This window comes from Micromonospora sp. NPDC050695, from assembly GCF_040654415.1.
Classification (GTDB): Bacteria; Actinomycetota; Actinomycetes; order Mycobacteriales; family Micromonosporaceae; genus Micromonospora.
In genome coordinates, this window is record NZ_JBFAHZ010000013.1 from 38,378 (window position 1) to 61,220 (window position 22,843).

16 protein-coding genes are annotated in these 22,843 nt (G+C 74.0%); 8 read left to right on the forward strand and 8 right to left on the reverse strand.

The features are described 5' to 3' along the window. Positions 1 to 90: 90 nt before the first annotated feature. Both AB0H52_RS12745 and AB0H52_RS12750 read right to left on the reverse strand, forming a co-directional pair. Positions 91 to 3,378 carry a BTAD domain-containing putative transcriptional regulator gene (locus AB0H52_RS12745; protein WP_357947040.1) on the reverse strand — a complete coding sequence of 1,096 codons (3,288 nt, stop codon included), beginning with the start codon at positions 3,376 to 3,378 and terminating at the stop codon, positions 91 to 93. A gap of 186 nt (positions 3,379 to 3,564) precedes the next feature. Beyond that, positions 3,565 to 5,793, reverse strand: a complete 2,229-nt coding sequence (locus AB0H52_RS12750) for an adenylate/guanylate cyclase domain-containing protein (protein WP_357947043.1) — start codon at positions 5,791 to 5,793, stop codon at positions 3,565 to 3,567. A 193-nt stretch (positions 5,794 to 5,986) separates the two neighbouring features. On the opposite strand from AB0H52_RS12750, the gene AB0H52_RS12755 reads away from it, so the two are divergent. The 6 genes from AB0H52_RS12755 (at position 5,987) to AB0H52_RS12780 (ending at position 15,287) form a co-directional block, all read left to right on the forward strand. Further along, entirely contained in the window at positions 5,987 to 8,887 is a 2,901-nt protein-coding gene (locus tag AB0H52_RS12755) for an AAA family ATPase (protein ID WP_357947046.1), read from the forward strand. 134 nt (positions 8,888 to 9,021) lie between these two features. Next, positions 9,022 to 9,792, forward strand: coding sequence for a DUF5995 family protein (locus AB0H52_RS12760; RefSeq protein ID WP_151493078.1), 771 nt, complete (start codon positions 9,022 to 9,024; stop codon positions 9,790 to 9,792). Between the two features lie 379 nt (positions 9,793 to 10,171). After that, entirely contained in the window at positions 10,172 to 10,573 is a 402-nt protein-coding gene (locus tag AB0H52_RS12765) for a hypothetical protein (RefSeq protein ID WP_357947049.1), read from the forward strand. A gap of 87 nt (positions 10,574 to 10,660) precedes the next feature. Further along, on the forward strand, positions 10,661 to 12,757 hold the full coding sequence (locus tag AB0H52_RS12770) for an amino acid transporter (protein ID WP_357947052.1): 2,097 nt from the start codon (positions 10,661 to 10,663) through the stop codon (positions 12,755 to 12,757). A gap of 177 nt (positions 12,758 to 12,934) precedes the next feature. After that, positions 12,935 to 14,437: a hypothetical protein gene (locus AB0H52_RS12775; protein WP_357947055.1), complete on the forward strand. Its 1,503-nt coding sequence runs from the start codon at positions 12,935 to 12,937 to the stop codon at positions 14,435 to 14,437. 397 nt (positions 14,438 to 14,834) lie between these two features. Further along, positions 14,835 to 15,287, forward strand: coding sequence for a hypothetical protein (locus AB0H52_RS12780; protein ID WP_151492753.1), 453 nt, complete (start codon positions 14,835 to 14,837; stop codon positions 15,285 to 15,287). Positions 15,288 to 15,352: 65 nt separating this feature from the next. Here the strand turns inward: AB0H52_RS12780 and AB0H52_RS12785 are convergent, their stop codons facing one another. Continuing rightward, the gene (locus AB0H52_RS12785; RefSeq protein ID WP_007460667.1) at positions 15,353 to 15,559 is read right to left on the reverse strand and encodes a hypothetical protein; all 207 of its coding nucleotides are present in this window, start codon (positions 15,557 to 15,559) and stop codon (positions 15,353 to 15,355) included. Between the two features lie 250 nt (positions 15,560 to 15,809). Between AB0H52_RS12785 and AB0H52_RS12790 the strand changes: the two genes are divergently transcribed. Both AB0H52_RS12790 and AB0H52_RS12795 read left to right on the forward strand, forming a co-directional pair. Further along, positions 15,810 to 16,637 (forward strand): hypothetical protein, encoded by an 828-nt coding sequence (locus AB0H52_RS12790; protein ID WP_357947058.1) that lies wholly within the window; start codon positions 15,810 to 15,812, stop codon positions 16,635 to 16,637. Next, positions 16,634 to 17,392 carry an Asp/Glu racemase gene (locus AB0H52_RS12795; RefSeq protein ID WP_151492751.1) on the forward strand — a complete coding sequence of 253 codons (759 nt, stop codon included), beginning with the start codon at positions 16,634 to 16,636 and terminating at the stop codon, positions 17,390 to 17,392. The genes AB0H52_RS12790 and AB0H52_RS12795 overlap by 4 nt, the downstream gene beginning before the upstream one ends. Before the next feature lie 15 nt (positions 17,393 to 17,407). Here the strand turns inward: AB0H52_RS12795 and AB0H52_RS12800 are convergent, their stop codons facing one another. From AB0H52_RS12800 to AB0H52_RS12820, 5 genes are all read right to left on the reverse strand, one after another. Continuing rightward, positions 17,408 to 18,613 carry a low temperature requirement protein A gene (locus tag AB0H52_RS12800; RefSeq protein WP_357947061.1) on the reverse strand — a complete coding sequence of 402 codons (1,206 nt, stop codon included), beginning with the start codon at positions 18,611 to 18,613 and terminating at the stop codon, positions 17,408 to 17,410. A gap of 285 nt (positions 18,614 to 18,898) precedes the next feature. Beyond that, positions 18,899 to 19,996, reverse strand: coding sequence for a hypothetical protein (locus AB0H52_RS12805; protein WP_357947064.1), 1,098 nt, complete (start codon positions 19,994 to 19,996; stop codon positions 18,899 to 18,901). A gap of 243 nt (positions 19,997 to 20,239) precedes the next feature. Then, positions 20,240 to 21,586 (reverse strand): NAD(P)/FAD-dependent oxidoreductase, encoded by a 1,347-nt coding sequence (locus AB0H52_RS12810; protein ID WP_151492944.1) that lies wholly within the window; start codon positions 21,584 to 21,586, stop codon positions 20,240 to 20,242. Position 21,587: 1 nt separating this feature from the next. Beyond that, positions 21,588 to 21,935: a TcmI family type II polyketide cyclase gene (locus AB0H52_RS12815; RefSeq protein ID WP_151492945.1), complete on the reverse strand. Its 348-nt coding sequence runs from the start codon at positions 21,933 to 21,935 to the stop codon at positions 21,588 to 21,590. Positions 21,936 to 22,028: 93 nt separating this feature from the next. After that, a complete protein-coding gene (locus AB0H52_RS12820) occupies positions 22,029 to 22,820 on the reverse strand; it encodes a BTAD domain-containing putative transcriptional regulator (RefSeq protein ID WP_151492946.1) in 792 nt (263 codons plus the stop codon). Between the last annotated feature and the right edge of the window lie 23 nt (positions 22,821 to 22,843).

Consider the following 22,843-nt stretch of genomic DNA (forward strand, 5'->3'; position numbering starts at 1 on the left):
GTGACCCTTTCCGAGGGCATCAACGGGCACAGTCCTCTTGATCATCCGCAGTGCCACTTGGAACCGACTTGGAACCGGCTGACGCGAGGATCAGGCGGTCAGCGCGGCGGTGGCCTCGGCCAGCCAGTGCGGTGCCCCCCACCGCCGGGCCACCGTGGCCGCCAGCGTGAAGTGCCGCCTCGCCTCCTCGGTGCGCCCCAGTAGGCGGAACAGCTCCCCGAGCGTCAACGCGACCGGACGCAGCGCGAACGACGTCGTGCAGTAGCCGGCCAGTTGGTCACGAACCGGCAGCAGCAGGTCGATCAAGGGCTCGGCCAGGTCCCGCAGGCCCAGTGCGACGACGGCCATCGCCCGCGCGGTGAGCAGCAACGACTGGAAGTAGTCGGGACGGTACGTGTGCCGCCCCACGATCGCGCGCGCCTCGTCCACCTGCCCGCTCTCGACCAGCGCCAACGCCAGCAGGTCGTCGACGATCGGACCGAGGATCCGGCGCGCCGCCCGGGTCGGCTCCACGTGCTCGGCCAGACGGCCCTGGCTGATCAGCAGCGTGGCCGTGGCGAGGAACTGGAACGCCTCGGCGTGCAGCGAGCCCTGCCGCCGCATCTGCCGGGCGACCTCGGCGTAGCGCTGCTCGGCCGCCACGAGGTCGCCGGCGACATGGGCCTGGGCGGCGAGTGAGCTGAGGTGGATCACCTGCGCCTCGCTGAGCTGGTACGCCTGCGCCAACGCCCCCTGCCGCGTGAGGCTGGCCCGTAACCCGTCCGGCTCGTTGAGCGCTGCCGCAGACTGCCCGATCACCTCTTCGGCGAACCAGCGGTAGGTGACCAGATCGTGGTCGTCGGCCAGATTCCGCAGTTCGAGTGCCAGCTCGCGGCGCTGCGTGGCCTCCAGGTCGTAGCGCATGGTGCGGACGCGGGCCAACAGCCCGACGGCCCGCAGCTCGGGGTCGTCCAGCCCCCGCGAGATGGCCAGCGCCTCCCGACCGGCCGCCGTGCCCCGCGGGTCGGACTCGCCCACCAGCTCGGCGGACAGCGCCTCCAGCAGCCGGCAGCGGTCGACCGGGCCCAGGGCGTCGGCGCGCAGCAATCGGGTGAGCAGCTCGACGACCTGATGGTCCAGGATGCCGTACACGTGCGGCGGCCAGAGGGTGGGCACCGTCCAGGCGGTGAACGCCGTGACCAGCAGCTCGTCCCGGCCGGACGCGAGGGCGACCTCGATCGCCCGGCCGCGGGTCCGCCGGGCGGCGACCATCGCGCCGGCGCGAGCCTGAGCGCGCAGCAGCCGACCCAGCAGGTCGACGCGCAGCGCCTCGCGATCCCCGGGAACCGTCGCGGCGGCGTCGACGGCGTTGCCGAGCAGCTCGATCGCGGCGTCGTACGCGTAGCGCCGCTCGGCCAGCTCCGCCGCGCGCACCGCGTAGTCGACGGCGAGCGGCGCGGTCTCGGCGGACGCGGCGCGGGCGTAGTGGTACGCCAACGCCGGGTAGTCGTCGGGGTTCACCCGGCGGGTGGCGGCGGCGATCCGGGCGTGCAGCTGGGTCCGGCGCAGCTGGGACAGGTCGGTGTAGATGGTGTCCCGGACGAGCCCGTGCACGAACCGCACCCGCCCCGGCGCCGGTTCGGTGAGCAGCCCGGCGGCCAGCCCGGTCTCCACGGCGTCGAGGACCGCGCCCTCGTCCGTCTCGGCGGCGTCGACCAGGGTGGCGACGTCCGCCTCCCGCCCGGCGGCGGCGGCGAGGCGCAGCACCGACACCGCCGACGGTGGCAGTCGGGACAGTCGTCGGCGCAGCACGTCGCGGACCCCCTCCGGCACGTCGGAGGTGGCGACGAGGGTGCCCTCGGCGGCGAGCAGCCGGGCCGACTCCCGCACGTAGAAGGGATTCCCGCCGGTCCGCTCGGACAGGGCGGTGATGGTGTCCGGGTCGACGGTGCTCCGCGCCAACGCCCCGACGAGGCGCCCCACCTCGGCCGGCGTCAGGCCGTCCAGTTCGATCCGGCGGGGTGATCGGCGGGCCAGCACGGCCATGGTGTCGACGAGCCGGTCGCGGTTGTCGGCGGGTCGCAGCGCCGCCACGAACAGCACGGCGCCGTCGGTCAGGTCGGTGACGCTGCTCAGCAGGAGCAGCGTCTCGGCGTCGGCGGCGTGCAGGTCGTCGAGGACGACGGCGACCGGCCGGTCGGCCGCGGCGGCGCGCAGCCAGGCGGCGACGGCGCGGTGCAGCCGGAACCGTCCGGCGGTGACATCGCCGGCCGACTGCCCGTCGGCGTCCCCGAGCAGGGGGGCGAGCGCCGGGGCGAGCGTCCCGGGCGGTGCCTCCTCGGCGAGCTGCCGCAGCGCCTCGACCCACGCCCAGGCCGGCGGCGCGCCGTCCACCTCGGGGCAACGGCCAACGGCGACCAGCCAGCCGCGGGTGGTGAGCTCCGACCGGAATCGGGCGAGCAGACTGGTCTTGCCGGCCCCCGCCTCTCCGTAGAGCAGCACGGTGCGCGGCCCGTCCGCCCGCGCCTCGGCGGCTGCCTGCCCGAGAGCCGTGAGTTCGGCCTCCCGGCCGATGAAGACGTCCTCCGACGCCGGCTGCTCGACGTCGGCGCGGACCCCGGTGGCGGTCACCGGCGGGAGCAGGTCGAGACGCTGGCCCAGGATCGCGGACTCCAGCTCGACCAGCGCCGGGCCGGGATCCAGGCCGAGCCGCTCGACCAGGATCGCCCGTGCCCGTCGCAGGGCGGCGAGCGCGTCCCCCTGGCGACCGGTACGCCACAGGGCCAGCGCCAGCAGCCGCCAACTCTCCTCCCGCAGTGGCGCCTGCCTGGTCAGCACCTCCGCCTCCGGCACCGCCTCCGCCGCGTCGCCGGAGTCCAGCGTCGCCTGCAGCAGCAGTTCCCGTGCGACGAGGCGCAGCTCCTCCAGCCGCGTCACCTCCGGCTGTGCCCACGGCTCCCCGGCGAACTCGGCGTACGCCGCACCACGCCACAGATCCAGGCCGGTGCCGAGCAGCCGCCGGGCGCGAGCCGGGTCGATGGCGCCGACCGCGCGCGCCTCGCCGAGCAGCGACTCGAACCGGCCGGCGTCCACGGTGTCGGTGGGCACCCGCAGCGCGTAGCCGGGCGGCGCGGTGACCAGCACCCGGGCGGGCGTCCGGGGTTCCCGGTCCGGCTCGAGCAGGCGGCGCAGGTGTGAGACGTACGCCTGGAGGGACGCGATCGCCCGAGGTGGCGCGTCGCCCCGCCACAGGTCGTCGATCATCCGGTCGACGGAGACGACGTGGCCCCGGGCCGCCAGCAGCAGCGCGAGCACGGCGCGTTGGCGGGGGCCGCCGAGGTCGACCGGTCCGCCTGTGTCGACCTCGACCTCAAGCGGCCCGAGCACCCGTAGCAGCATGACTGCACCCATCCTAGTCGTCCCGGTACGGGCCGTTTGCCGGCCCTGCCGGACACGTGTCGTCCGATACCGGGTCGCCATCGTCAAGATCCTGGGGTGGAGGGTGCGGTAGTGACGACTTCTGGGCGTCAAGTGATCACCGGACGTCCGACGCACCGACGGAGGCCGACGGTCTCCGGTGGACCCTCAGGCGGAGGCGGCCAGGCCATCCGGGCGGATCAATGGCGGAGGCCAGTGACCGCCCGCACTGCTCGACCTCACGGACGACGCTGCCCCCGGGGTCGGCGGCACGTCGCCCGCCGACGCGACGGCTCGGAGCCGACGGAAGCCGGGCGGAGCGTTGTTGTCGACGGTCTGCACGGCGGGCCGGGTGGCCATCGTCGGCGTGGACACGCGCCGACGCAGCGGCGCCGGGCCGGTGGAACCGTCCGGCCGCGCCGGGCCCAGTGCCGCGAAGACCGCGTCGAGGCGGCCGGCCCGGGCGCGAGCGGCGTCGAGGCGCACGACCGCACCGCCCCTCGCCGCCGAGCCACCCACGCCGACGCCAGCAGCACGATCGGCGCCAACGGCGCCAGCGCGGACGGCGGCCCCGCGGACGGCGGCCCCGCGGACGGCGGCCCCGCGGACGGCGGCCCCGCGGGCGGCGGGCAGGACGGCGGGCAGGGCGGCGGGCTGGCGGACGGCGTCGGGGTGGGGGGCGTCGGCCGCCCGGCGGGCGAAGACGGCTCTTAGCGCACGGGGCAGCCGCTCGGTGGCGACCTGGCGCAGTGCGGGCGCGGCGAACGCGTACCCGCCGGCGCGGCGGGGGAGCAGCAGCCCGGCGGTGACCAGGCCGTGCAGTGCCGGTGTGGACCGGCCGGACCGCCAGCCGAGTACCCGGTCGACCGTCGCGCCGCAGATCACGCCGCCGAGGACGCCGGCGGCCATCAGGACCGCCCGCCGCTCGCCGTCGAGGTGGTCCAGTTCCGCGCCCACGGCACGGCGTACCGCCTCGGGCAGCGCCACCGGGTCCGCGCCCGCCGCGACCGACGCCACGTACGCGGCCGCGTGCCCGGGTCGTCCGCCCACCAGTGGCAGTAGTCGGTCGACCAGGGCCACCGGCTGACCGGCCCGGGTCAGCAGGTGGCGCAGCAGCCGCCCGGACTGCACGGTGGCCAGGGGTCGGATCGCCACCCGTCGGGCGGGGCCGGGTCGGGTGTCGGCCCACTGCGGCTGGTGCACGGTGAGCACGGCCAGCGGCAACCCGCGCGTCGTGGCCGCGGTGAACAGGGCGTGCAGGAACCGGCTCACCTCGGGCGCGGCCCGGTCCACGTCGTCCACGGCGACGATCAGCGGCCGGACGGCGGCCAGGCGCAGCAGGGCGTCCCGGCAGATCGCCGCACCGGCCAGCGCCTCGGTCGAGCCGTCCGGGGTGGCCAGCAGCCGCTGCAACGCCGGAACCGCCTCCACGACCCCGGCCGGCGGGAGCAGCGGCGTCAGGGCGGTGACCAACCGGTCGCGGACCAGCGCCGGGCCGTCGCCGTGCCGGATCCCGGCGAGGCCGCGCAGCAGTTCCGCCACCGGCGCCAACACCTGGTCGGGGTACGGCGGGCAGCTCACCACGCACCAGTGCACCGCGCGACCGTCCACCGTGTGCAGTGCCCGGGTCAGTTCGTGCAGCAGCCGGCTGCGGCCGCTGCCGCTCGGCCCGACCAGCGACACCCAGCGCGGCCGGTGCTCGCGGATCGCCCGGCTCACCTGGTCGGTGAGGGTGGCCAGTTCGCGGCGACGGCCGATCAGCGGGCCGTCGTGCCGGTCGGTGCCGGCGCGTACCGGGCCGACGGCGTGCCAGACCGGCATCGGGGGCACCCGGCCGGCGACCGGCACCGGAGCGAGGGGGCGCTGGGCGATCAGCCCGGCGGTGGCCCGAGCGGTGGTCGCGCACAGCGCCACGGCGCCGGGTGGGGCGTACTCCTGCAGGCGGGCGGCGGTGGTGATCACCGCGCCGCTGGCCACGCCGTGGCCGCCGCTGACGGCGCCACCCAGGTCGACGACGACCTCACCGGTGGCGACACCGACGCGGACGCGAAGTCGGACGTCGCCGACCATCGGCCGGCGGTCCAGTGCGGCCTGGATCTCCAGTCCGGCGCGCACCGCCCGGTACGCGTCGAAGCCGTCGGAGTGCCGGGCGCCGAAGAGCGCCATGACCGCGTCGCCGACGTACTTCTCGACCACCCCGTGCCAGCGGTGCAGCACCGCGGCGACGGTGTCGAAGTAGGCCCGTTGCAGCGCCCGCACGTCCTCCGGGTCCAGTCGGTCCACCAGCGCGGTGGAGCCGACGATGTCGGCGAAGAGGACGGTGACGGTGCGTCTCTCCTCCGGCACCGGCCAGTGCGTGCCCGGAGTCGGCTGCGCGTCGACGATGGTGGTGGTCATGGGTAAGCGCACCGGCCTTTCCCCCCGCTGACGGCTGACGACCTGGAGATTGGCATTCCTGGGCCGACGGGGGATCGGCAGAACGACGTATGTCGGCCACTCGCAACCTTTAGTCGCAATGTCGACGCGAGGAGTACCACAAGCGGCAGATGGCCGTAGAACGGTGCGGCGACCTGTGATTAGGCTGCGTCCCATGGCCAGCGATGTGGACACCGCACCGCTCGTGGGTCGGGCCGAGCTGGTGCGGACGATTCAGTCCGCGCTGCTCGGTGACGCCGCGCACGGGCAGACCGCCGCCGTCTTCCTGACCGGCGAGAGCGGTGTGGGCAAGACCCGGCTGCTCGGCGAGATCGGCGACCGGCTGCGTGACCAGGGCGCGCTGGTGCTCACCGGCAGTTGCCTGGACATCGGCGACGCCTCACCGCTGCACCCGCTGCTGCAGGCGTTGCGCCGCTTCGACGCCGACCTGTCCGCGTCGCGGGCCCGCACGTCCTCGGCGGTGCGGGGGCTGTTGCAGATGTTCGCCGACGAGACGGCCGGCCCGGACGGCGCGGGCGCGCTGCTGGAGCGGGTCGCCCGGGGGCTGCACCTGATCGCCGAGGGTCGGCCGCTGGTGCTGATCCTCGACGACCTGCAGTGGGTCGACCGCAGCACCCGGCAGTTGCTGCTCTATCTGCTGGCCGGCCTGGGTGACCTTCAGCTGTCGGTGCTGGCGGCGGTACGCGCCGAGTCGCTGCAGGGCGCGCATCCGCTGCGCCGGGTCCTCACCGAGCTGCGTCGGTTGCGGACGGTGCGGGTGCTCGACCTGGCACCACTGGACCGCGCCGGCACCGAGGAGCTCGCCGCGGCGGTGGTCGGCCGGACGCTTCCCGCCGAGGCCGCCGAGCAGGTGTGGCAGCGCAGCGGCGGCAACCCGTTCGTCATCGAGGAGTTGGCCCGCGACCTGCGCGACGGCCGCGACGGGCTGTCCGAGACTCTGCGCGAGATCTTCCTCGACCGGGTCGACGCGCTTCCCCAGCACGCCCACGCGGTGGTGCACGCGGTGGCCGCCGGCGTCGAACCGGTGCAGCACTGGCTGCTGGCCGAGGTGCTCCGGCTGCCCGAGGACGAGCTGATCGAGGCGGCCCGCGCCGCGGTGGCGCACCGGCTGCTGGTGGGCGCCGACGACGGGTACCGGCTGCGGCACCGCCTCGTCGCCGAGGTGCTGGCGCACGAGTTGCTGCCGGCCGAGCGTTCCGGGCTGCACCGCCGCTACGCCGAGGCGTTGACCGCCGCGCCGGGCGAGCTGCACCAGGCCCGGCTGGCGCACCACTGGCGGCTGGCCGGCGAGCCGGCGCGGGCGTTGCCGGCGGCGGTGGCCGCCGCGCAGGAGGCCGAACGGCTGCACGGTTACGCCGAGGCGCACCGGCACTGGTCGGCGGCGTTGCAGCTGGCCGGAGACTCCGGCTCGCTGGCGGTGGACCGGGTCGAGCTGCTCGGCAACGCGGCCGAGGCGGCGCACCACTGTGGGGAGCACGCCCGGGCCCTGGCCCTGCTGGAGGAGCTGGTCGCCGTGCGCGGCGGCGAGCCGAGCTGCGAGCTGCACATCCGCCGGGCCCGCTACCTGGCCGCCGCCGGGCGGTCGGCGCTGGCCGAGGAGGAGTACCAGCGGGCGCTGGAGGCGGCGGACTGCTCCCCGCGCGACCGGGCCACCGCCGCCGCGCGGTTGGCCGAGCTGCTGCTGCACCTGGGCCGCTACGCCGACGCCGGCCGGCGGGCCCGCGAGGCGTTGGCGTTGGCCGTCGACGTCGAGGGCTCCGCCACCGAGGTCGTCCTGGCCAGCTCGGCGCTGGGCTTCAGCGACGCCTACCTGGAGGACCCGGACGCCGGCCTCGCCGTGATGCGCGACGCCCTCGACACCGCCGAACGCGCCGGCCAGCCCGAGGACGTGGCCTGCGCGTACCTGCACCTGGCGGAGCTGTTGACCGGGCCGCTGAACATCCTCGAGGAGGGTGTGGTCGTGGCCCGCCGCGGCGCCGAGCGGGTGGCCGAGCTGGGTCTGGGCCGCACCTGGGAGACCCGACTGCTGGCCATCGCCATCAACGGGCTGTTCCGGGTGGGGCAGTGGGCCGAGGCGGAGAAGGTGGTGGCCGCCGCGCTGCGGCACCGACCGTCCGGTGCGGACGCCGTCGAGCTGCTGCTTGCCCGGTGCCGGCTGTCGGTGGGCTACGGCGACATCGACGCCGCCAGCCGGGACCTCGACGCGGTGGCGACGCTGCTCGCCGGCGGCGGGGCGCGACACGTCATTCCGCTGCTCACCCTGCGCTCCGGGCTGGCCATGTGGGAGGGCCGGCACGACGTGGCGCGGCAGGCGGTGCAGCGCGGCCTGACCGAGAGCCGCTCCGACGACGTGACGATCCTGTCCGCGCTGGTCTGGCACGGCCTGCGCGCCGAGGCCGAGGCGCACGCCAGCCGGAGCGTGGCGGTGGACCCGACGGCCGTACGCCGGCTGCGGGACGTGGCCGAGCGGGTGGCCCGCAAGAGCGCGTCCGCGGCCGGTCCGGTGCGGTCGGTGGTGGACGGGTTCCTGGCGCTGTGCGCCGCCGAGGTGAGCCGCCTCGACGGCAGCGACCCGGAGCTGTGGGCGGCCTCGGTCGCCGAGTGGGACCGGCGTAACCACCCCTACCCGGCGGCGTACTCGCGGCTGCGGCAGGCCGAGGCGCTGCTGGCCCGGCGTAGCCGGGTGGCCACGGCGGGCAAGCTGCTGCGGGCGGCGTACCAGGTGGCGCAGGGGTTGGGCGCGGTGCCGTTGACCTCGGAGATCCGCGAGCTGGCCGGGCGGGCCCGGGTGTCGCTGGAGGAGCGCGAGCACACCGACACCGGCCGGGGCGCCGCGGCCGGCGAGGCCGCCGACGACGAGTTGGCGACGCTCACCGTGCGCGAACGTGAGGTGCTCGCCCTGGTCGCCGAGGGGCTGACCAACAGGGAGATCGGGCAGCGGCTGTTCATCAGCGAGCGGACCATCGGCGTGCACGTGTCGCACATCTTCGACAAGTTGCAGGTCCGCACCCGTGTGCAGGCCAGCGCGATCCACCTGCGCAACCGGCGCGGCTGACCGACCGGTCCGTCAACGGGCGCGTGTGCGCGCCCGGATACGTCGTTCTACTGATCCGGCGATCGGGTGTCGGCTGAGAGGCTGAGCCCCGTCGACGGCGGCACGGGGGTGCCGCGGACCACCATGGAGGAGAGATGACCGAACCGGTCTGGGGGCCCGTGCACCGGGACATCGTCGACCTGCTCGCCGACCATCCCGCGGACGTGCCGGCCGTGGTCGATCACCTCACCAAACTCCAGGACCTGCTGGTGCGGCTGCCACCGCTGGAGGACAGCTGCCCGTTGGCCGACTTCAACAGGCTCTACCTGACCATCACGAGCAGTGTGCTGGACGGCCTGTACGACGACCGTTTCGTCGACCCGGTGTTCCTCTCCCGGTTGGACGTCGAGTTCGCGGCCCGCTACTTCGACGCGATGCGGATGTGGACCGACTCCAGCCCGGGTACGCCGAAGGCCTGGTCGTGCCTGTTCGAGCGGATGCGGGGGCCGGACGCCCGGCCGTTGCCCTCGGCGGCGGCGGGTGTCAACGCGCACATCAACTTCGATCTGCCGTTCGCGTTGGTGACCACGTTCGACCACCTGGAGTCGGAGCCGGTCGACGGCAGCGACCAGCACCACGACTACCTAGAGATCAACAACATCTTCGCCGACAAGATCCCCGGGCTGCGCCGGGGCTACCTGGAGCGGTGGCAGCTGCTCATCGACATGCTCAACGGCGACATCGACGACTGGTACCAGGGGGAGCTGGTCGAGTACACCCGCGATGTCGCGTGGCGCAACGCGCAGAAGATCTGGCGGTGCCGGCACGATCCGGAGGCCCACGAGTGTGAGCGCACGCGGCTGGACGACAACGCCGCGGCGCTCGGCCGGTTGCTGCTGTCGCCCCTCGGGGCGTTCCTGCAGTAGCCGGGACGGGGGGCTCCCGCGCTCCGCCCCGTGGGGGGCGGCGGAGCGCGGGAGCGCGTCCCGCCCCGCCAGTTCCGCCCGCCGCGCGGCCGGCCGCCACACCGGCCGCCGGGGGAGCAGCCGGTCGGCCCGGGGGGGTGTCGACCGTCTGCCACCGTCGGCCGGCCCGGGGGGTGTCGGCCGGCGGTGGGGGCGGGACGGGCGGGTGGGGTACGGCGACGACGCCAGATCGGGGGTGTCGGCCGGCCCGAACGGGGTACGCCCGCGCCATGACCGTCCTGGCCCGGCGCCGGCCCGCCGCCCGACCTCGGCCCGCGCGGCCCGGCCCCCTGCGGCCGGGTGGCCCGGTGCCGCGACCCACCGTCCGTCCCGGCGCGGCATGAGCGCCACCGGGACGCGTTTCCCGTTCCGCTTCGACCCGGTGTTCCGCCCGGCGTTGGCGTTGCTGGGTGTCCGGCCGGCGACGGCCTGGGTCGAGGTCACCGACCGGGAGCTGCTGATCAGGTACGGGCCGTGGCGGTTGCGGACCGAGCGGGCGAACGTGACCGGCGTCGACGTGAGCGGCCCGTACCGCTGGTGGCGGGCGATCGGCCCGCACGTGTCGCTGGCCGACCGGGGAGTGAGCTTCGGCAGCAGCACGGCCGGCGGGGCCTGCGTGCGCTTCGGTGCGGCGGTGCCGGCGCTGGTGCCCGCCGGGTGGCTACGACACCCGGCGGCCACGGTGACGGTCGCCGATCCGCCCGCCCTGGCCCGGCTCCTCGCCGACCCGGATCTGCCCTGAGCAGGCCGTCGGCCTGCCCGGTTCCGCCGGTCGGGCGGCGGGGTACCGCCTACCGTCGGAGCAGAACCTGCGAGGGTGGGACGGGCGATGTCTGACGAGCACCGGGCGAAACCGCGACGCTGGAACGGACGCCGTCACGCGCCGACGGGGCCGGACCCGGCGCTGCGGGCGGCCCGTGACCCGGCCCGCCCGCATCGGGGCGGCCGGCAGGGCGTCGTGGTCCCCGATCGGGTGCCCAGTCCGGTCCGGTCCGCGCCGCCGGCCAGCCCGCTGCGCCGGTGGCTCTTCCAGCACCAGGTGCAGCCGCCCGGCCCGGAGGCGGGCGAGGGTCAGAACCGCCGGCACGCCTGGTGGCAGGTGATGTGCCTGACCGGCGTGGACTACTTCTCCACCCTGTCGTACCTGCCGGGCATCGCGGCGGTCGCCGCCGGGGCGTTGTCGCCGCTGGCGACCCTGTTGATCGTCGCGCTCACCCTGTTCGGCATGCTGCCGATGTACCGGCGGGTGGCGCAGGAGAGTCCGCACGGGCAGGGGTCGGTGGCGATGCTGGAGCGGTTGCTGCCGTTCTGGCGGGGCAAGATCTTCGTGCTCGTCCTGCTCGGGTTCGTGGCGACGTCCTGGATCATCACGATCACCCTCTCCTCGGCCGACGCCACCGTGCACCTGTTGGAGAATCCGTACCTGCCCGACGCCCTGCACGGTTCCGCCGTCCCGGTCGTGGTCACCGTCGTGCTGCTGCTCGTCCTCGGCGGGGTGTTCCTGCTCGGCTTCCGCGAGGCGGTGGTGGTGGCCATCCCACTGGTCGCCGTCTTTCTGCTGCTCAACGCGGTGATCGTGGCGGACGCGGTGCTCCGGATCGCCGCCGACCCGCGGATCGTGTCGGACTGGACCGCCGCGCTGACCAGCGGCGGCGCCGGGCCGGGCCACGTGCTGCTCACGGCCGTGCTGGCGTTCCCGCTGCTGGTGCTGGGCCTGTCCGGGTTCGAGACGGGGGTCAGCATGATGCCCCTGGTGTCGGCCGACGGGCCGGACAAGCCGGCCCGGCTGGCGGCCCGGATCCGCAACACCCGCCGGCTGCTCACCACCGCCGCGTTGATCATGTCGGTGTACCTGGTCTCGACCACGTTCGTGACGACGACGCTCATCCCGGCGCAGGAGTTCCGGCCGGGCGGCGCGGCGAACGGTCGGGCGTTGGCCTTCCTCGCGCACACCAACCTCGGCGAGGTGTTCGGCACCGTCTACGACGTGAGCAGCGTGCTCATCCTCTGGTTCGCCGGCGCCTCGGCGATGGCCGGACTGATCAACATCGTGCCGCGCTACCTGCCGTCGTACGGGATGGCGCCGGAGTGGGCGCGCGCCGTGCGGCCGGTGGTCATCGTCTACACCGTGGTCAGCGTCGCCATCACGATCGCCTTCCGGGCCGACGTCAACGCCCAGGCCGGGGCGTACGCGACCGGCATCCTGGCGATGATGGTGTCCGGGGCGGTGGCGGTGACCATCTCCGCGGCCCGGCACCGCCAGCGCGCCGCCGCGATCGGCTTCACCGTGCTGACCCTGGTGCTGCTGTATGCGCTGCTGGAGAACGTCATCGAGCAACCGGACGGGATCACGATCTCGGCGTTGTTCATCCTCGGCATCATCGCGGTGTCGCTGGTCTCGCGGGTCACCCGGACCACCGAGCTGCGTGCCGAGCGCATCGAGTTCGACGAGCCGGCCCGCCGGTTCATCACCGAGTCGCTGGCACATGACGGGCAGTTGCACCTCATCGCGAACAAGCGGCAGAGCGGCTCGGTGAAGGAGTACACCGTCAAGGAGCGGGCGCAGCGGGGGATGAACCCGGTGCCCGGCGCGGCCGACGTGCTGTTCCTGGAGATCGATGTGGTCGACCCGTCGGAGTTCAGTCAGGTGTTGCGGGTGCACGGGGTCGGGGTGGGCGGCTTCCGGGTGCTGCGGGCCAGCAGCCCGGCGGCGCCCAACGCGATCGCGGCGATCCTCCTCGCCCTGCGCGACGCGACCGGGGTCCGGCCGCACGCGCACTTCGAGTGGTCCGAGGGAAGTCCCATCGCGCACCTGCTGCGCTACCTCATCCTCGGCCGGGGCGACACCCCGCCGGTGGTGCGGGAGATCCTGCGCCGTACCGAGCGGGATCCGCTGCGCCGGCCCGGCATCCACGTCGGCGGTTGACCGATGACTGCGGTGTCTGACCCGGTTAAAGATGAATAGCAGCACTATTCACGTTCACACCTTCCTGTCCGTATCGCGGCCCTATCGTGACGTTTGGTGGTCGGCGGCACGTCGAGCCCCCCGCGCCCGGATCGGCGCGGTCACGTCAGGCAGGCAGGCAGGAAGGCAGGCACCTTGATGTCCACGTACCGAAGGGGAGACCGCGCGACCCGACCCAGGCGGCGGTCCCGATGGGTCTTAGCCGGCGGCTTGCTGGCCGGGAGTCTGGTCGCGGGTGCGGCCGGCGTGGCCGGCGTCGCCGCCGCCGCCGACCGTGACCTCTCCCTCCCGGGACTGGCTCGGCTGAGCGCGGCGGCCCGGGACGACGACGACCGGCGCGATCCGCAGCGTGACCGTGACGACGCCGAGCGCGCCCGCCCGGACACCCCGGGCACCGGCAAGCGGGGCGTCGTGGCGGTGCCGTGCGACTCGGCGAAGCTGATCGCGGCGCTGGTCGCGGCCAACGCCGAGGGCGGCGCGGAGCTGCGGCTCGCCCCCAAGTGCCGCTACGTCCTCACCGAGGCGTTCCACGAGACCGACCAGTACGACGGCGGGATCCGCGACGCGCGGGAGGCGGCCGACGCCGCGGAGACCCCCGGTGACGCCGACGCGCCCCCGCACAACCCGGCCGACGACACCGCCGGCCTGCCGGTGATCTACCAGCCCATCACCATCGACGGCGCGGGCGCCACCATCGCCCGCGACGCCCAGGCCGCCGCCTTCCGCTTCTTCACCGTCCGCGACGGTGGCGAGCTGACCCTGCGCGACATGGAACTGCACAACGGTCGCTCGGCCATCGAGGGTGGCAGCGTGCACGTGGTGCACGGCGCTACCGCTGTGGTGGAGCGGGTCACCGTCACGCAGAGCACCTCGCTGTCCCCGGAGGGTGGCGGCGGCGGGATCTTCAACGACGGGAACATGGTGGTGACCGACTCCACGTTCGTCGGCAACAGCGCCTCCGGCGCCGCGGGCAAGGGCGGGGGCCTGCTCAACGGCGGCGTGCTGACGCTGAAGCGCTCCGAGTTCCACCACAACAGCGCCAACGCGTACGGCGGTGGGCTCGGCAACTACCGGGGCGCGGCGGACGTGGAGAGCACCAGCTTCCGGCAGAACAGCGCGGCCCAGGGCGGCGGGTTGGCCAGCTTCTCGGCGCGTACCAAGGTCTCCGACACGGAGCTGCTGGACAACACCGCCCAGGTCGGCGGCGGCGCCGCGAACTCCGACGCCGTGCTGGTCATGCGCACCATGACCATCCGCGGTAACACCTCCACCGTCAACGGCGGTGGCATCTCGACCGTGAAGGGCCTGACGCCGCTGGACGACAGCGTGGTGGAGGGCAACACCACCCACGGCGTCGGCGGCGGCATCTACGCCGAGAAGGCGAACCTGCTGGTCCGGGGCAGTGACGTGACCGGCAACGAGGCGGTCGGCGCGACGTCCAAGGGTGGCGGCGTCTACGCCGCTGCGGGCTCGGTGGCGATCTACACCAGCAAGGTCACCGGCAACGCGGCCTCGGTGAAGCCCGGCGGCATCTTCGCCGAGCACGCCCAGGTCAAGCTCGACGACGAGAGCGTGGTCGTCGAGAACGAGCCGACGAACTGCGAGGGCAGCGCGGTACCGATCGCGCACTGCTTCCGCTGACCGTCGACCCGCGCACGGATCCATCCTGAGCGCGCCCGCCCGCCCGGACGATCGTCCGGGCGGGCGGGCGCCGTGTTCACGGACGCTCAGCAGGTCGAACGCGATCCGGGATGCGCAAACCAGCCTCCTAGGACGCTGTACGGGGTGTGCGGTGCCCGCGCCCGGCCGTCCCGACCAGATCCGAACAGGTGGGTGACCAGGCCGAACACCCGAGCGCCCGTGCCGAACGGGAGCACCCCTTCCGCCGGCCGCCGTCGGGCCCCAAGACTTCTCCCGTCGGCCGGGCACCGTGCGGCGCGCAGCGAACCACGACGGCTTCGCCCCGCCCTGTGCGACGTCGCACCGAACCGATGTCGGCGGCCGGACCGGCCGCGGCAGAGCCAACAGGGGAGTACGGATGACCAACAGACTGTTCCGCCGTGCCGCCGCCGTGGTCGTGGCAGCCGTCCTCGGGGGCGGCGTGGCCCTCACCGCCGCGTCACCGGCCCAGGCGGCTCTGTGCAAGTACGGCGAAAACACCGTCAGCAGCCCGACCGGCGGGGCCGGAGCCACCGCGGGCGCGAGCATCTGTATCGACAGCACCGGCCACGCCTGGCTCGACTGGTACGACTACAACTTCATGCGGGACCGCAAGGCCGACGGGTACGCCGCCCGCGCCTACGTCTACTGGTCGACGCGGTACACCGGTCCGATCGCCGTCGACGACACCTCCACCAGCCTGCCCGCCGAGCTGAACTGGGAGTCCAGCGGCGGCACCCAGTACCGCTGGACGGAGGTCTGGGTCTGTCTGGGCTACGCCCACCCCGACGACGGCAGCGGCCGTTGCGCCCTGGTCGTCTACCACACCTGAGCGGCCGCACCGGACGCACAACGGCCCGTGCCCCGACCGGGGGCACGGGCCGTCGTACGGTCGTCCTACTTGGACGGCTCGGGCAGCTTGCAGTCGACCTTGGGGTTGGCGCCGATGTAGTTCAAGGGCCCGGCCACGATGGTGACCAGGATCGTACCGGCCTCGGCGCAGTTGGTGTCGTCGCCGCTGTAGTAGCCGCGCTGGCCGCCGGCGATCGCGCCGATCACCAGCCAGATCACGACGATGACTCCGAGTATCGAGGTGCCGCGCATCGCTGCCTCCTGAGAAATGTGGTGAGAACTGAGGTGCAGGCGTTGTACCCCATCCGTGGGAGCGGCCAAACGGTTGTCGGGGTCGGCCCACGGATCGTCCGTCCGGCCGGTGTCAGCCGCCGTCGGTACCGCCCGGACATCGGCCACCCGCACCGGGTAGCACGGGCCGGCTATCGGATCGACGACCGACCCTGCCCTGGTACGGGTCGCCGGACGTAGAACTGCCTCACGGCCCCGCCGAGGAGGACTCATGGACGCCCCGACACCGCCCCTGTACATCGACCGCTCCGAGGACGTCGCGGTCGCGGCCCGTGCGCTCGCCCGCGGCGCGGTCGTCGCGGCGGCGTTCGCCAACTTCTACGTCATCGTCACCCGCCCGGACGCGGCCACGGTCCGCCGGGTCAACCTGGCCAAGGGTCGTCCCATCCAGCAGGTCGGCAGCATCACCACGGCGGTCGGCCGGATCCCGGGGATGTTCGACTGGTCGCGGATCTCGCCCCGGCTGCCGGCCGGTCGGGTGCGTGCGCTGATGGACGCGCTGTACGGCGCGGGGCCGTTCGGCTTCCGCGGGCCGGCGGCGGACCGGTTGCCGGAGCACCTCACCCAGGTCGACGAGGGCCTGCGGACCACCCAGGTGATCGCCCCCGGGTTGACCTGCCCGTCCAACGCCTTCTTCGAGCGGGCGCTCGCCGAGACGGGGTCGGACCACCTCTACATCACCTCGGCGAACCGGTCCCGGCACCTCACCGGCGCGGCCGAGGAGCCGGCGCACTGGAAGGCGGGCGCCCTCGCCGCCGACTTCGCGCACCTCGACGACCTGGTGGTGCTCGCCCACCCCGACGAGGCCGCGGCCCGCGCCGCCTACCCCGGTTACCTCACCACCTCGGTCACCCTGCTCTCCTTCCACGCGCCCGTCGGCGAGCTGGAGGAGCCGCCGGTGCTCACCGTCGACCGGCACGGGTCGCTGCACCTGGACGAGGTCCGCCGGGCCGCCGCGCCGCTCGGCCTCCAGGTGCGTCTCGGTGGCACCGCCGGTCGGCGGTTGCAGGTGCGGGGGTACGCGGGGGCGCTGGTGTGACCGGTTACCGGATCGGCCTGGTGGTGCCCAGCTCGAACACCACCATGGAGACCGAGATCCCGGCGATGCTGCGCCGGCGCGAGACGGTCGACCCGACGGTCCACTTCACCACCCACGCCAGTCGGGTGCGGCTGCACCAGGTGACTCCCGACGAGCTGGCCCGGATGAACCGGTCCGCCGTGCGGTGCGCCGCCGAGCTGGCCGATGCGCGCTGCGACGTGCTCGCGTACGCCTGCCTGGTGGCGGTGATGTGCGCGGGCGCCGGCGCGCACGAGCGGGCCGAGCTGCGGTTGGGTCGCGCCGCCGGTCGGGCCGGGCACGGCATGCCGGTGGTGACCAGTGCGGGCGCCCTCGTCGCCGGACTGCGGGCGCTGGGCGCCCGGCGGGTGGCGCTGATCGCGCCCTACCTGCCGCCGTTGACGGCGACCGTCGTCGCGTACCTCGCCGGGTACGGCGTCACGGTGACCGAGGCGGTGAGCCTCAGCGAGCCGGACAACGTCGCCGTGGGCCGGATCCCGACCTCCCGACTGCTGGAGCTGGCCGAGCGGCTGGACGTCACCGACGTGGACGCCGTGGTGTTGTCCGCCTGCGTGCAGCTGCCGTCGCTGGCGGCGGTGCCGCAGGTCGAGGCGCGCCTCGGTCGTCCGGTGCTCACGGCGGCCACCGCCACCGTGCACCAACTGCTCACCGGCCTCGGCGTCGAGCCGTACGTGCCGGACGCCGGGCGGCTGCTGGCCGGGCCGACGCCCCGCTGAGCCGGCCGGGCGGTGTCAGTGCGGCGGGGCCGGCATCTCCGGCGGCTTGCCGTGACTGCGGCGGAAATCGGCGTAGGCGACGCCGGCGAGCACCAGCATGGCGCCCAGGGAGGCGAACAACGGCGGCAGGTAGAGAACGCCGGGCGCGATAGTCAGCAGGGCCAGCACGCCGCCGGGCCGGGACCACGACACCCGGCTGAACACCTCGTACTCGAAGGAGGCCCGGCCGGCCAGGAACAGGGCCGGGCCGCCGAGGATGACCGCCAGCCAGGCCGGCGGCGTCCGGCCGGTCGGTTCGTGCAGCACCAGGTGGAAGCCCGAGGCCGTGGTCACCACGCCGGAGATCATCAACAGATGGGTGTACGGCGCGCTGAACAGGAACTTGCTCGGCGACTGGGCCGCCTGGATGGCCTGCGGCAGCAGTTGGCCGGACTTGTGCACGTAGATCCGCCAGAGCAACAGGGTGGTCAGGAACGCCACCGCGAAGGCGCCGATGTTCTCCGCCTCGTTGTGCTCCATGCTGAACATGGTGCCGATGGTCAGGATGGCGTCGCCGAGAGCGATGATGAAGAACTGCTGGTAGCGCTCGGAAAGGTGCTCGGCGGTCACGTTGCGCTGCTTCTCCGGCACCACCCCGAGCCCCGGCACCGGGTACGCGAGCCGGAATCCGATGTAGTCGATGGCGAGCGCGATGGCCCAGCAGATGATCCGGGCGTCCCCGCTGACGAACGCCCCGATGATCCAGGGGATCGCCGACACCACGAACCAGACGAAGATGCGCGCCGCTCGACGCTGGGTCTGCGGTTCGCGGCGTACGGCCGGCATGAGGAACAGCCCGCGTCCCAGGTGGATCGCCACGTAGGTGCCGGCGAAGACGAGCCCTCGGTCGTTGAACGCCTCCGGGATCGCCGTGGTCATCAGCAGCGCTCCGAACATCACGGCACTGATCAGCAGTTTGATCTCGGTACGGGCCGGGTTGTACAGGTCGGTGACCAGGGTGGTGATCGTCCAGGTCCACCAGACGGCGGCCAGCATGATCAGTGCCTGCCCGGCTCGGTGCCAGTCGAGCTGTTCGACCATGCCCCGCGAGATGAGCGCGAGGGCCACCACGTACACCAGGTCGAAGAAGAGTTCGAGCAGTGTCACCCGGCGCGGGGCCTCCGGGTCGCGGACCGGGGGTTGGGACCTCGGGGACCCGGGCTCCGGCGCGGCGAGTTGCACGGGTCGCTCCTGAGGTGCCGGTCGACGCGGCGGACCGTCCGGCCCACCCTCGACCGACGGTAGCGAGCACCGTTCGGCGTCACCCGTGCTTCGTCCGGTTTTCTCCCGACCGGGGATGATCGACTCGCGGTACCCGGACGGTAGGGGTGTCCCGGTCGGGTCGATGGCGCGCGGTTTCCGCGACGGCGGGTCGATCACGCCGGTGCTCGGTCGGTGCGCCGACAACGGCCGAGCCCCCGGCCGACCGTCGCGTTCGACGGCCGCCGGGGGCTCGATCGTCCTTGCTCAGCCCTGGCCCGGGTCGGGCAGCACGGCGACGGCCTCGTCACCGGCGCCGGCCAGCACACGGGCCTGCTGCGGCCAGGTGGCCAGTGCGGGCGCGGCACGCAGTCCGGCGGCACGGATCAGGTCCCGCAGCGCCGGCTCGTCCAGCTCACCGAGCTGGCCGTAGGTGCGCACACCGGCGGCCTGCAGCGCGGCCGCCATCTTTGGCCCGACCCCCTGGATCCGGCGGAAGTCGTCGGCCGGGCTGGACGAGTCGACCTCCGTGCTGTCGGGCACGGTGTCGGAGTGCGGACGTACCGGCGGGGTGGCCGGCACCGGCTCCGTGTCGGCGTCCGGCGCCGCGCCGGCCGTCGGCGTCGGGTCGGTCGCCCTGGCCACGGCCGGGCTGCCCTCGTCCTCGGCCGGCGTGGGCTCGGCGTCGATGGCGTGGGCCGGAGCGTCCTCGGCCGGCGTGGTGTCGGCCGGAGCGTCCTCGGCCGGCGTGGTGTCGGCCGGAGCAACCTCGCCCGGGGTGGTGTCGGCCGGCGTGGTGTCGACCGGCATGGTGTCGGCCGGCATGGTGTCGGCCGGCGTGGTGTCGGCCGGGGTGGTGTCGACGGGCGTGGTGTCGACGGGCGTGGCCTCGGCGTGCGGGGCGTCGGTGGACGGGATGTCGTCCGCCGGCGGGCGGGGGGCGATGACCCTGGCCGGGGCGGCCTGCTCCTCGGCCGCGAGCGGCTCGGGTGCCGGTGCCGCGGCGGTCTCGGTGGCGTCGGCCGGGTCGACGGCGGGTACGGGCGGCGGCGCTTCGGTCAGCGCCATGTCGGCCGGGTCGACGGTGGTGTCGGCGTCCGCCGGTGCGGGACGGTCCGGCGTGGTCACCGCGGCCGGCGCGCTGACGGTGTCGACCGGCGTCGGCTCGTCGGTGATGGCGGTCGGCGTCGGGTCGATGGTCGCCGCCGGGCGGGCCTCGTCGGTGGTGGCCGGCGGTGCCGGCGTGGCGATGTCGGCCAGGCCGACGACGGGATCACCGTCCACGATCGACGGACTGTGCCCGCTGTCCCGCCGGCTGCGCAGCAACCACCCGGCCGCCACGCCGAGCAACAGTGCCAGGACCACTATCAGCGAGTGTCCGATAGACCACGCCACGGCGAACCTCCCTCTCACATCGTCGGAAAAGTCACGAGAAAAACTCGCCGCAGCTTCGCACATGCGTCATGACGACGACAGAGAGGACTGCCTGGCAGCGGCACGGGTGGGACGGTCACCGCGCCGGGTGCCCGACGGGTGACGCAGCGTCGCGCCGGACACGAGGAAACCCGGGCCCGGCAGTGGATGCGGGCCCGGGTCGGTGACGCCGGGTCAGTCCTGGTCGCCCTCGTAGGTGTGGAAGTCGTCGACGAAGCGGCGACGTAGCCGGGGCACCCGGCTGGTCACCCCGAAGTAACCGCGTGCGCCGAGCAGCGCGAGCCGGCCCACCACCGGTCGGTACATCCGGTCCTCGCCGCTGGTGCCGCTGCGGTTCAGCGATTCGGTGACCCGCGCGAAGCCGTACGGCACCATCACCGCCTCGTAGTCGGCCACCGCCTGCACCAGCGTCTTGTCTCCGGCGGCGGCGTGGACGAGCTGCTGACAGAGCAGGCGGGCGTCGCGCAGCGCGGTGTTCGCGCCCACGCCACGTCCCGGTGTCATGGTGTGGATGGCGTCGCCGAGCAGGGTGACGGTGCTGCTCTTCCACGGTGGCACCGGTTCGGACGTGGTCACCCTGATCGGCAGGGCGCTGTCCGGGTCGCTCAGGGTGAACAGCTCGCGCAGGTGCGGATGCCAGTTCGGTGTGAGGTCCAGGGCGACGCGCTTCAGGTCCTCGCCGCGGCGCTGCATGACGTCGGCCGGGAACCGGCGGGCGGCGCTCCAGATGATCAGGTTGATGTTGTCGGTGGTGGTGTCGTGGGCGAGGCCGGGCCAGTCCCGCAGCAGGTCGGCGTCGGCGTCGCTGACGCCCGGCTTGATCGCCCGCTCGGTGTCCCACCGGAACTCCATCACGTGCAGCACACCCATCGTCCCGCCGGCGCCGAAGATCAGCGAGATGCCCTGGCGGACCCGCTCCGGGACGAGGTCGCGGGTGTGCGCGGTCAGCGGGATCCGGGTGGCGATGTTGATGGTGCCCGCGTCGCGGGTGACGGCGTGCGGCAGGTACTGGTGTCGTACGGCGGAGTGGGTGCCGTCCGCCGCCACCAGCAGGTTGCCGGTGGCGCTGCTGCCGTCGGCGAAGTGGGCGGTGACCGTGCCGTCGTCGCGTTGCTCGTACCGGATGAAGGTCTTGTCGAAGTGCACCACGTCGGTCAGGCCGGTCAGCAGGACCTGGCGCAGCACCATCCGGGCCACCGAGTGCTCGGTGTGCTCCGGTTCGGCGTCCGGCCGCAGTTCGAATGAGGCGGTCTGGCGCAGCCCCTGCGTGACGACGTTGAAGTAGCGCGGCGGTCGGGCGCAGGTGGCCAGGAAGGTGGCGAACAGCTCGGGTGGAAGGCATTCGCGCAGCGCCCGGCTGCCGGTGGGGCCGATGCCCACCCGGTAGCCGAGCAGCCCTTCGGCGCGGTGGCGGTGCCGTTCGTAGACGGCAACGCTGATCCCGGCGCGCCGCAGCCCGTGTGCCAGGCACAGGCCGCCGGTGCCGGCGCCGATGATCAGGACGTGCGGCGCGCTGGACATGTCAGCCGGCCGGGTGCGCCGCGGGCGCGTCGGCGGCGTCCCACCGGTAGAAGCAGCCCGCGATCGCGTCGCGGGGGGAGCGCCAGGTCGGCAGGTACGGCGAGGTGTGCGCCGAGAGTCGTTCGTTGACCTGTTGGAAGAGCGGGTGGTTGCGGGCGGCGGCGAGCGCGTCCGGGTCGACGTCGGAGGTCTCCATCAGGTGGACGTACAGGTCGTGTAGGCAGTACAGGGACCGGTGCGTGACACCGGTCAGGCCGGGTAGTTCGGTGGCGTCGGATTCGGCGAAGATCTGCGCGACCCGCCCCTCCGCGCCCGGGATGATCCGGCTGACGATCAGTAGACGACTCATGGGACCCCTTCCGCCGGTGGCTGATCCGATCCTCGGGATCGGCGGCCACGTGCTCTGTGCGCCCACCGTGCCGCAGCGCCTGTCACGTCACCGTCACGTGTGCCGACCGGCCGGTGACGGACGGTCGACGGACCCTCGGGTGGCCTGGCGGATCGGGGCGAGTGTGTCGTCGAGCAGGGCGCTCATCGCCGGGCTGGGCTCCAGGCGCAGTTCCCGGCGCAGCAGGTCGCGGTAGACGTAGAAGGCGTGCACGGCCTCGAACGCGTTGCCTTCGGCGAGGTGGATGCGCACCACCAGCCGGTGCGGGGTCTCGCGTAGCGGCTCGGCGGCCATCGCCTCCAGCGCTGCTTCGAGGGCCTCGCCGTGCCGGCCCGCGGCGAGGTGCTGCCCGGCCACCTGCTCCAGCATGTGCAGGCGCAGTTGGCGCAGCCGCTCCCGGTCGAGCAACACCCAGTCGTCGTACCAGCCGGGCAGCAGATCGTGTCGGCCGGCGGCGAGGGCCCGGGCGGTGCACGGGTCGTCGCCGTCGCGGACCCGGGCGGCCGTACCGACCAGTTCGTCCACGTCGAGGCGGACGGCGGGGCCCAGGCGTACGGTGTCACCGGCCACGGTCATCGGGCAGCACGGGTCCTGCCGCAGCCGCCACAGGGCGGTGCGCAGCGATGACAGGGCGCGCTCCTCGGAGGCGTCGGGCCAGAGCAGTCCGGCGAGCTGGCTGCGGGTGGCGCCGGGGCGCAGCCCGATCAGCGCGATCACCCGTTGCAGCCCGCGTGGCACCACGACGGGCGCGGTGCCACGTAGCAGTCGGAAACCGCCGAGCAGGTGCAGTGCGACGTCGCTCTCCGGCGGGTCTCCGGCGGTCGGCACGGACGGATCAGCGGTCACGGCGGCACCCCCTGCGGAACGCT

What these genes read in the sequence shown, in the direction of transcription:
- AB0H52_RS12810 (WP_151492944.1), bottom strand. Translation starts at nt 21,586, where the DNA reads ATGTCCAGCGCGCCGCACGTCCTGATCATCGGCGCCGGCACCGGCGGC.
- AB0H52_RS12755 (WP_357947046.1), top strand. Translation starts at nt 5,987, where the DNA reads ATGGCCAGCGATGTGGACACCGCACCGCTCGTGGGTCGGGCCGAGCTG.
- AB0H52_RS12760 (WP_151493078.1), top strand. Translation starts at nt 9,022, where the DNA reads ATGACCGAACCGGTCTGGGGGCCCGTGCACCGGGACATCGTCGACCTG.
- AB0H52_RS12785 (WP_007460667.1), bottom strand. Translation starts at nt 15,559, where the DNA reads ATGCGCGGCACCTCGATACTCGGAGTCATCGTCGTGATCTGGCTGGTG.
- AB0H52_RS12765 (WP_357947049.1), top strand. Translation starts at nt 10,172, where the DNA reads ATGAGCGCCACCGGGACGCGTTTCCCGTTCCGCTTCGACCCGGTGTTC.
- AB0H52_RS12775 (WP_357947055.1), top strand. Translation starts at nt 12,935, where the DNA reads ATGTCCACGTACCGAAGGGGAGACCGCGCGACCCGACCCAGGCGGCGG.
- AB0H52_RS12770 (WP_357947052.1), top strand. Translation starts at nt 10,661, where the DNA reads ATGTCTGACGAGCACCGGGCGAAACCGCGACGCTGGAACGGACGCCGT.
- AB0H52_RS12750 (WP_357947043.1), bottom strand. Translation starts at nt 5,793, where the DNA reads ATGACCACCACCATCGTCGACGCGCAGCCGACTCCGGGCACGCACTGG.
- AB0H52_RS12790 (WP_357947058.1), top strand. Translation starts at nt 15,810, where the DNA reads ATGGACGCCCCGACACCGCCCCTGTACATCGACCGCTCCGAGGACGTC.
- AB0H52_RS12780 (WP_151492753.1), top strand. Translation starts at nt 14,835, where the DNA reads ATGACCAACAGACTGTTCCGCCGTGCCGCCGCCGTGGTCGTGGCAGCC.
- AB0H52_RS12745 (WP_357947040.1), bottom strand. Translation starts at nt 3,378, where the DNA reads ATGCTGCTACGGGTGCTCGGGCCGCTTGAGGTCGAGGTCGACACAGGC.
- AB0H52_RS12815 (WP_151492945.1), bottom strand. Translation starts at nt 21,935, where the DNA reads ATGAGTCGTCTACTGATCGTCAGCCGGATCATCCCGGGCGCGGAGGGG.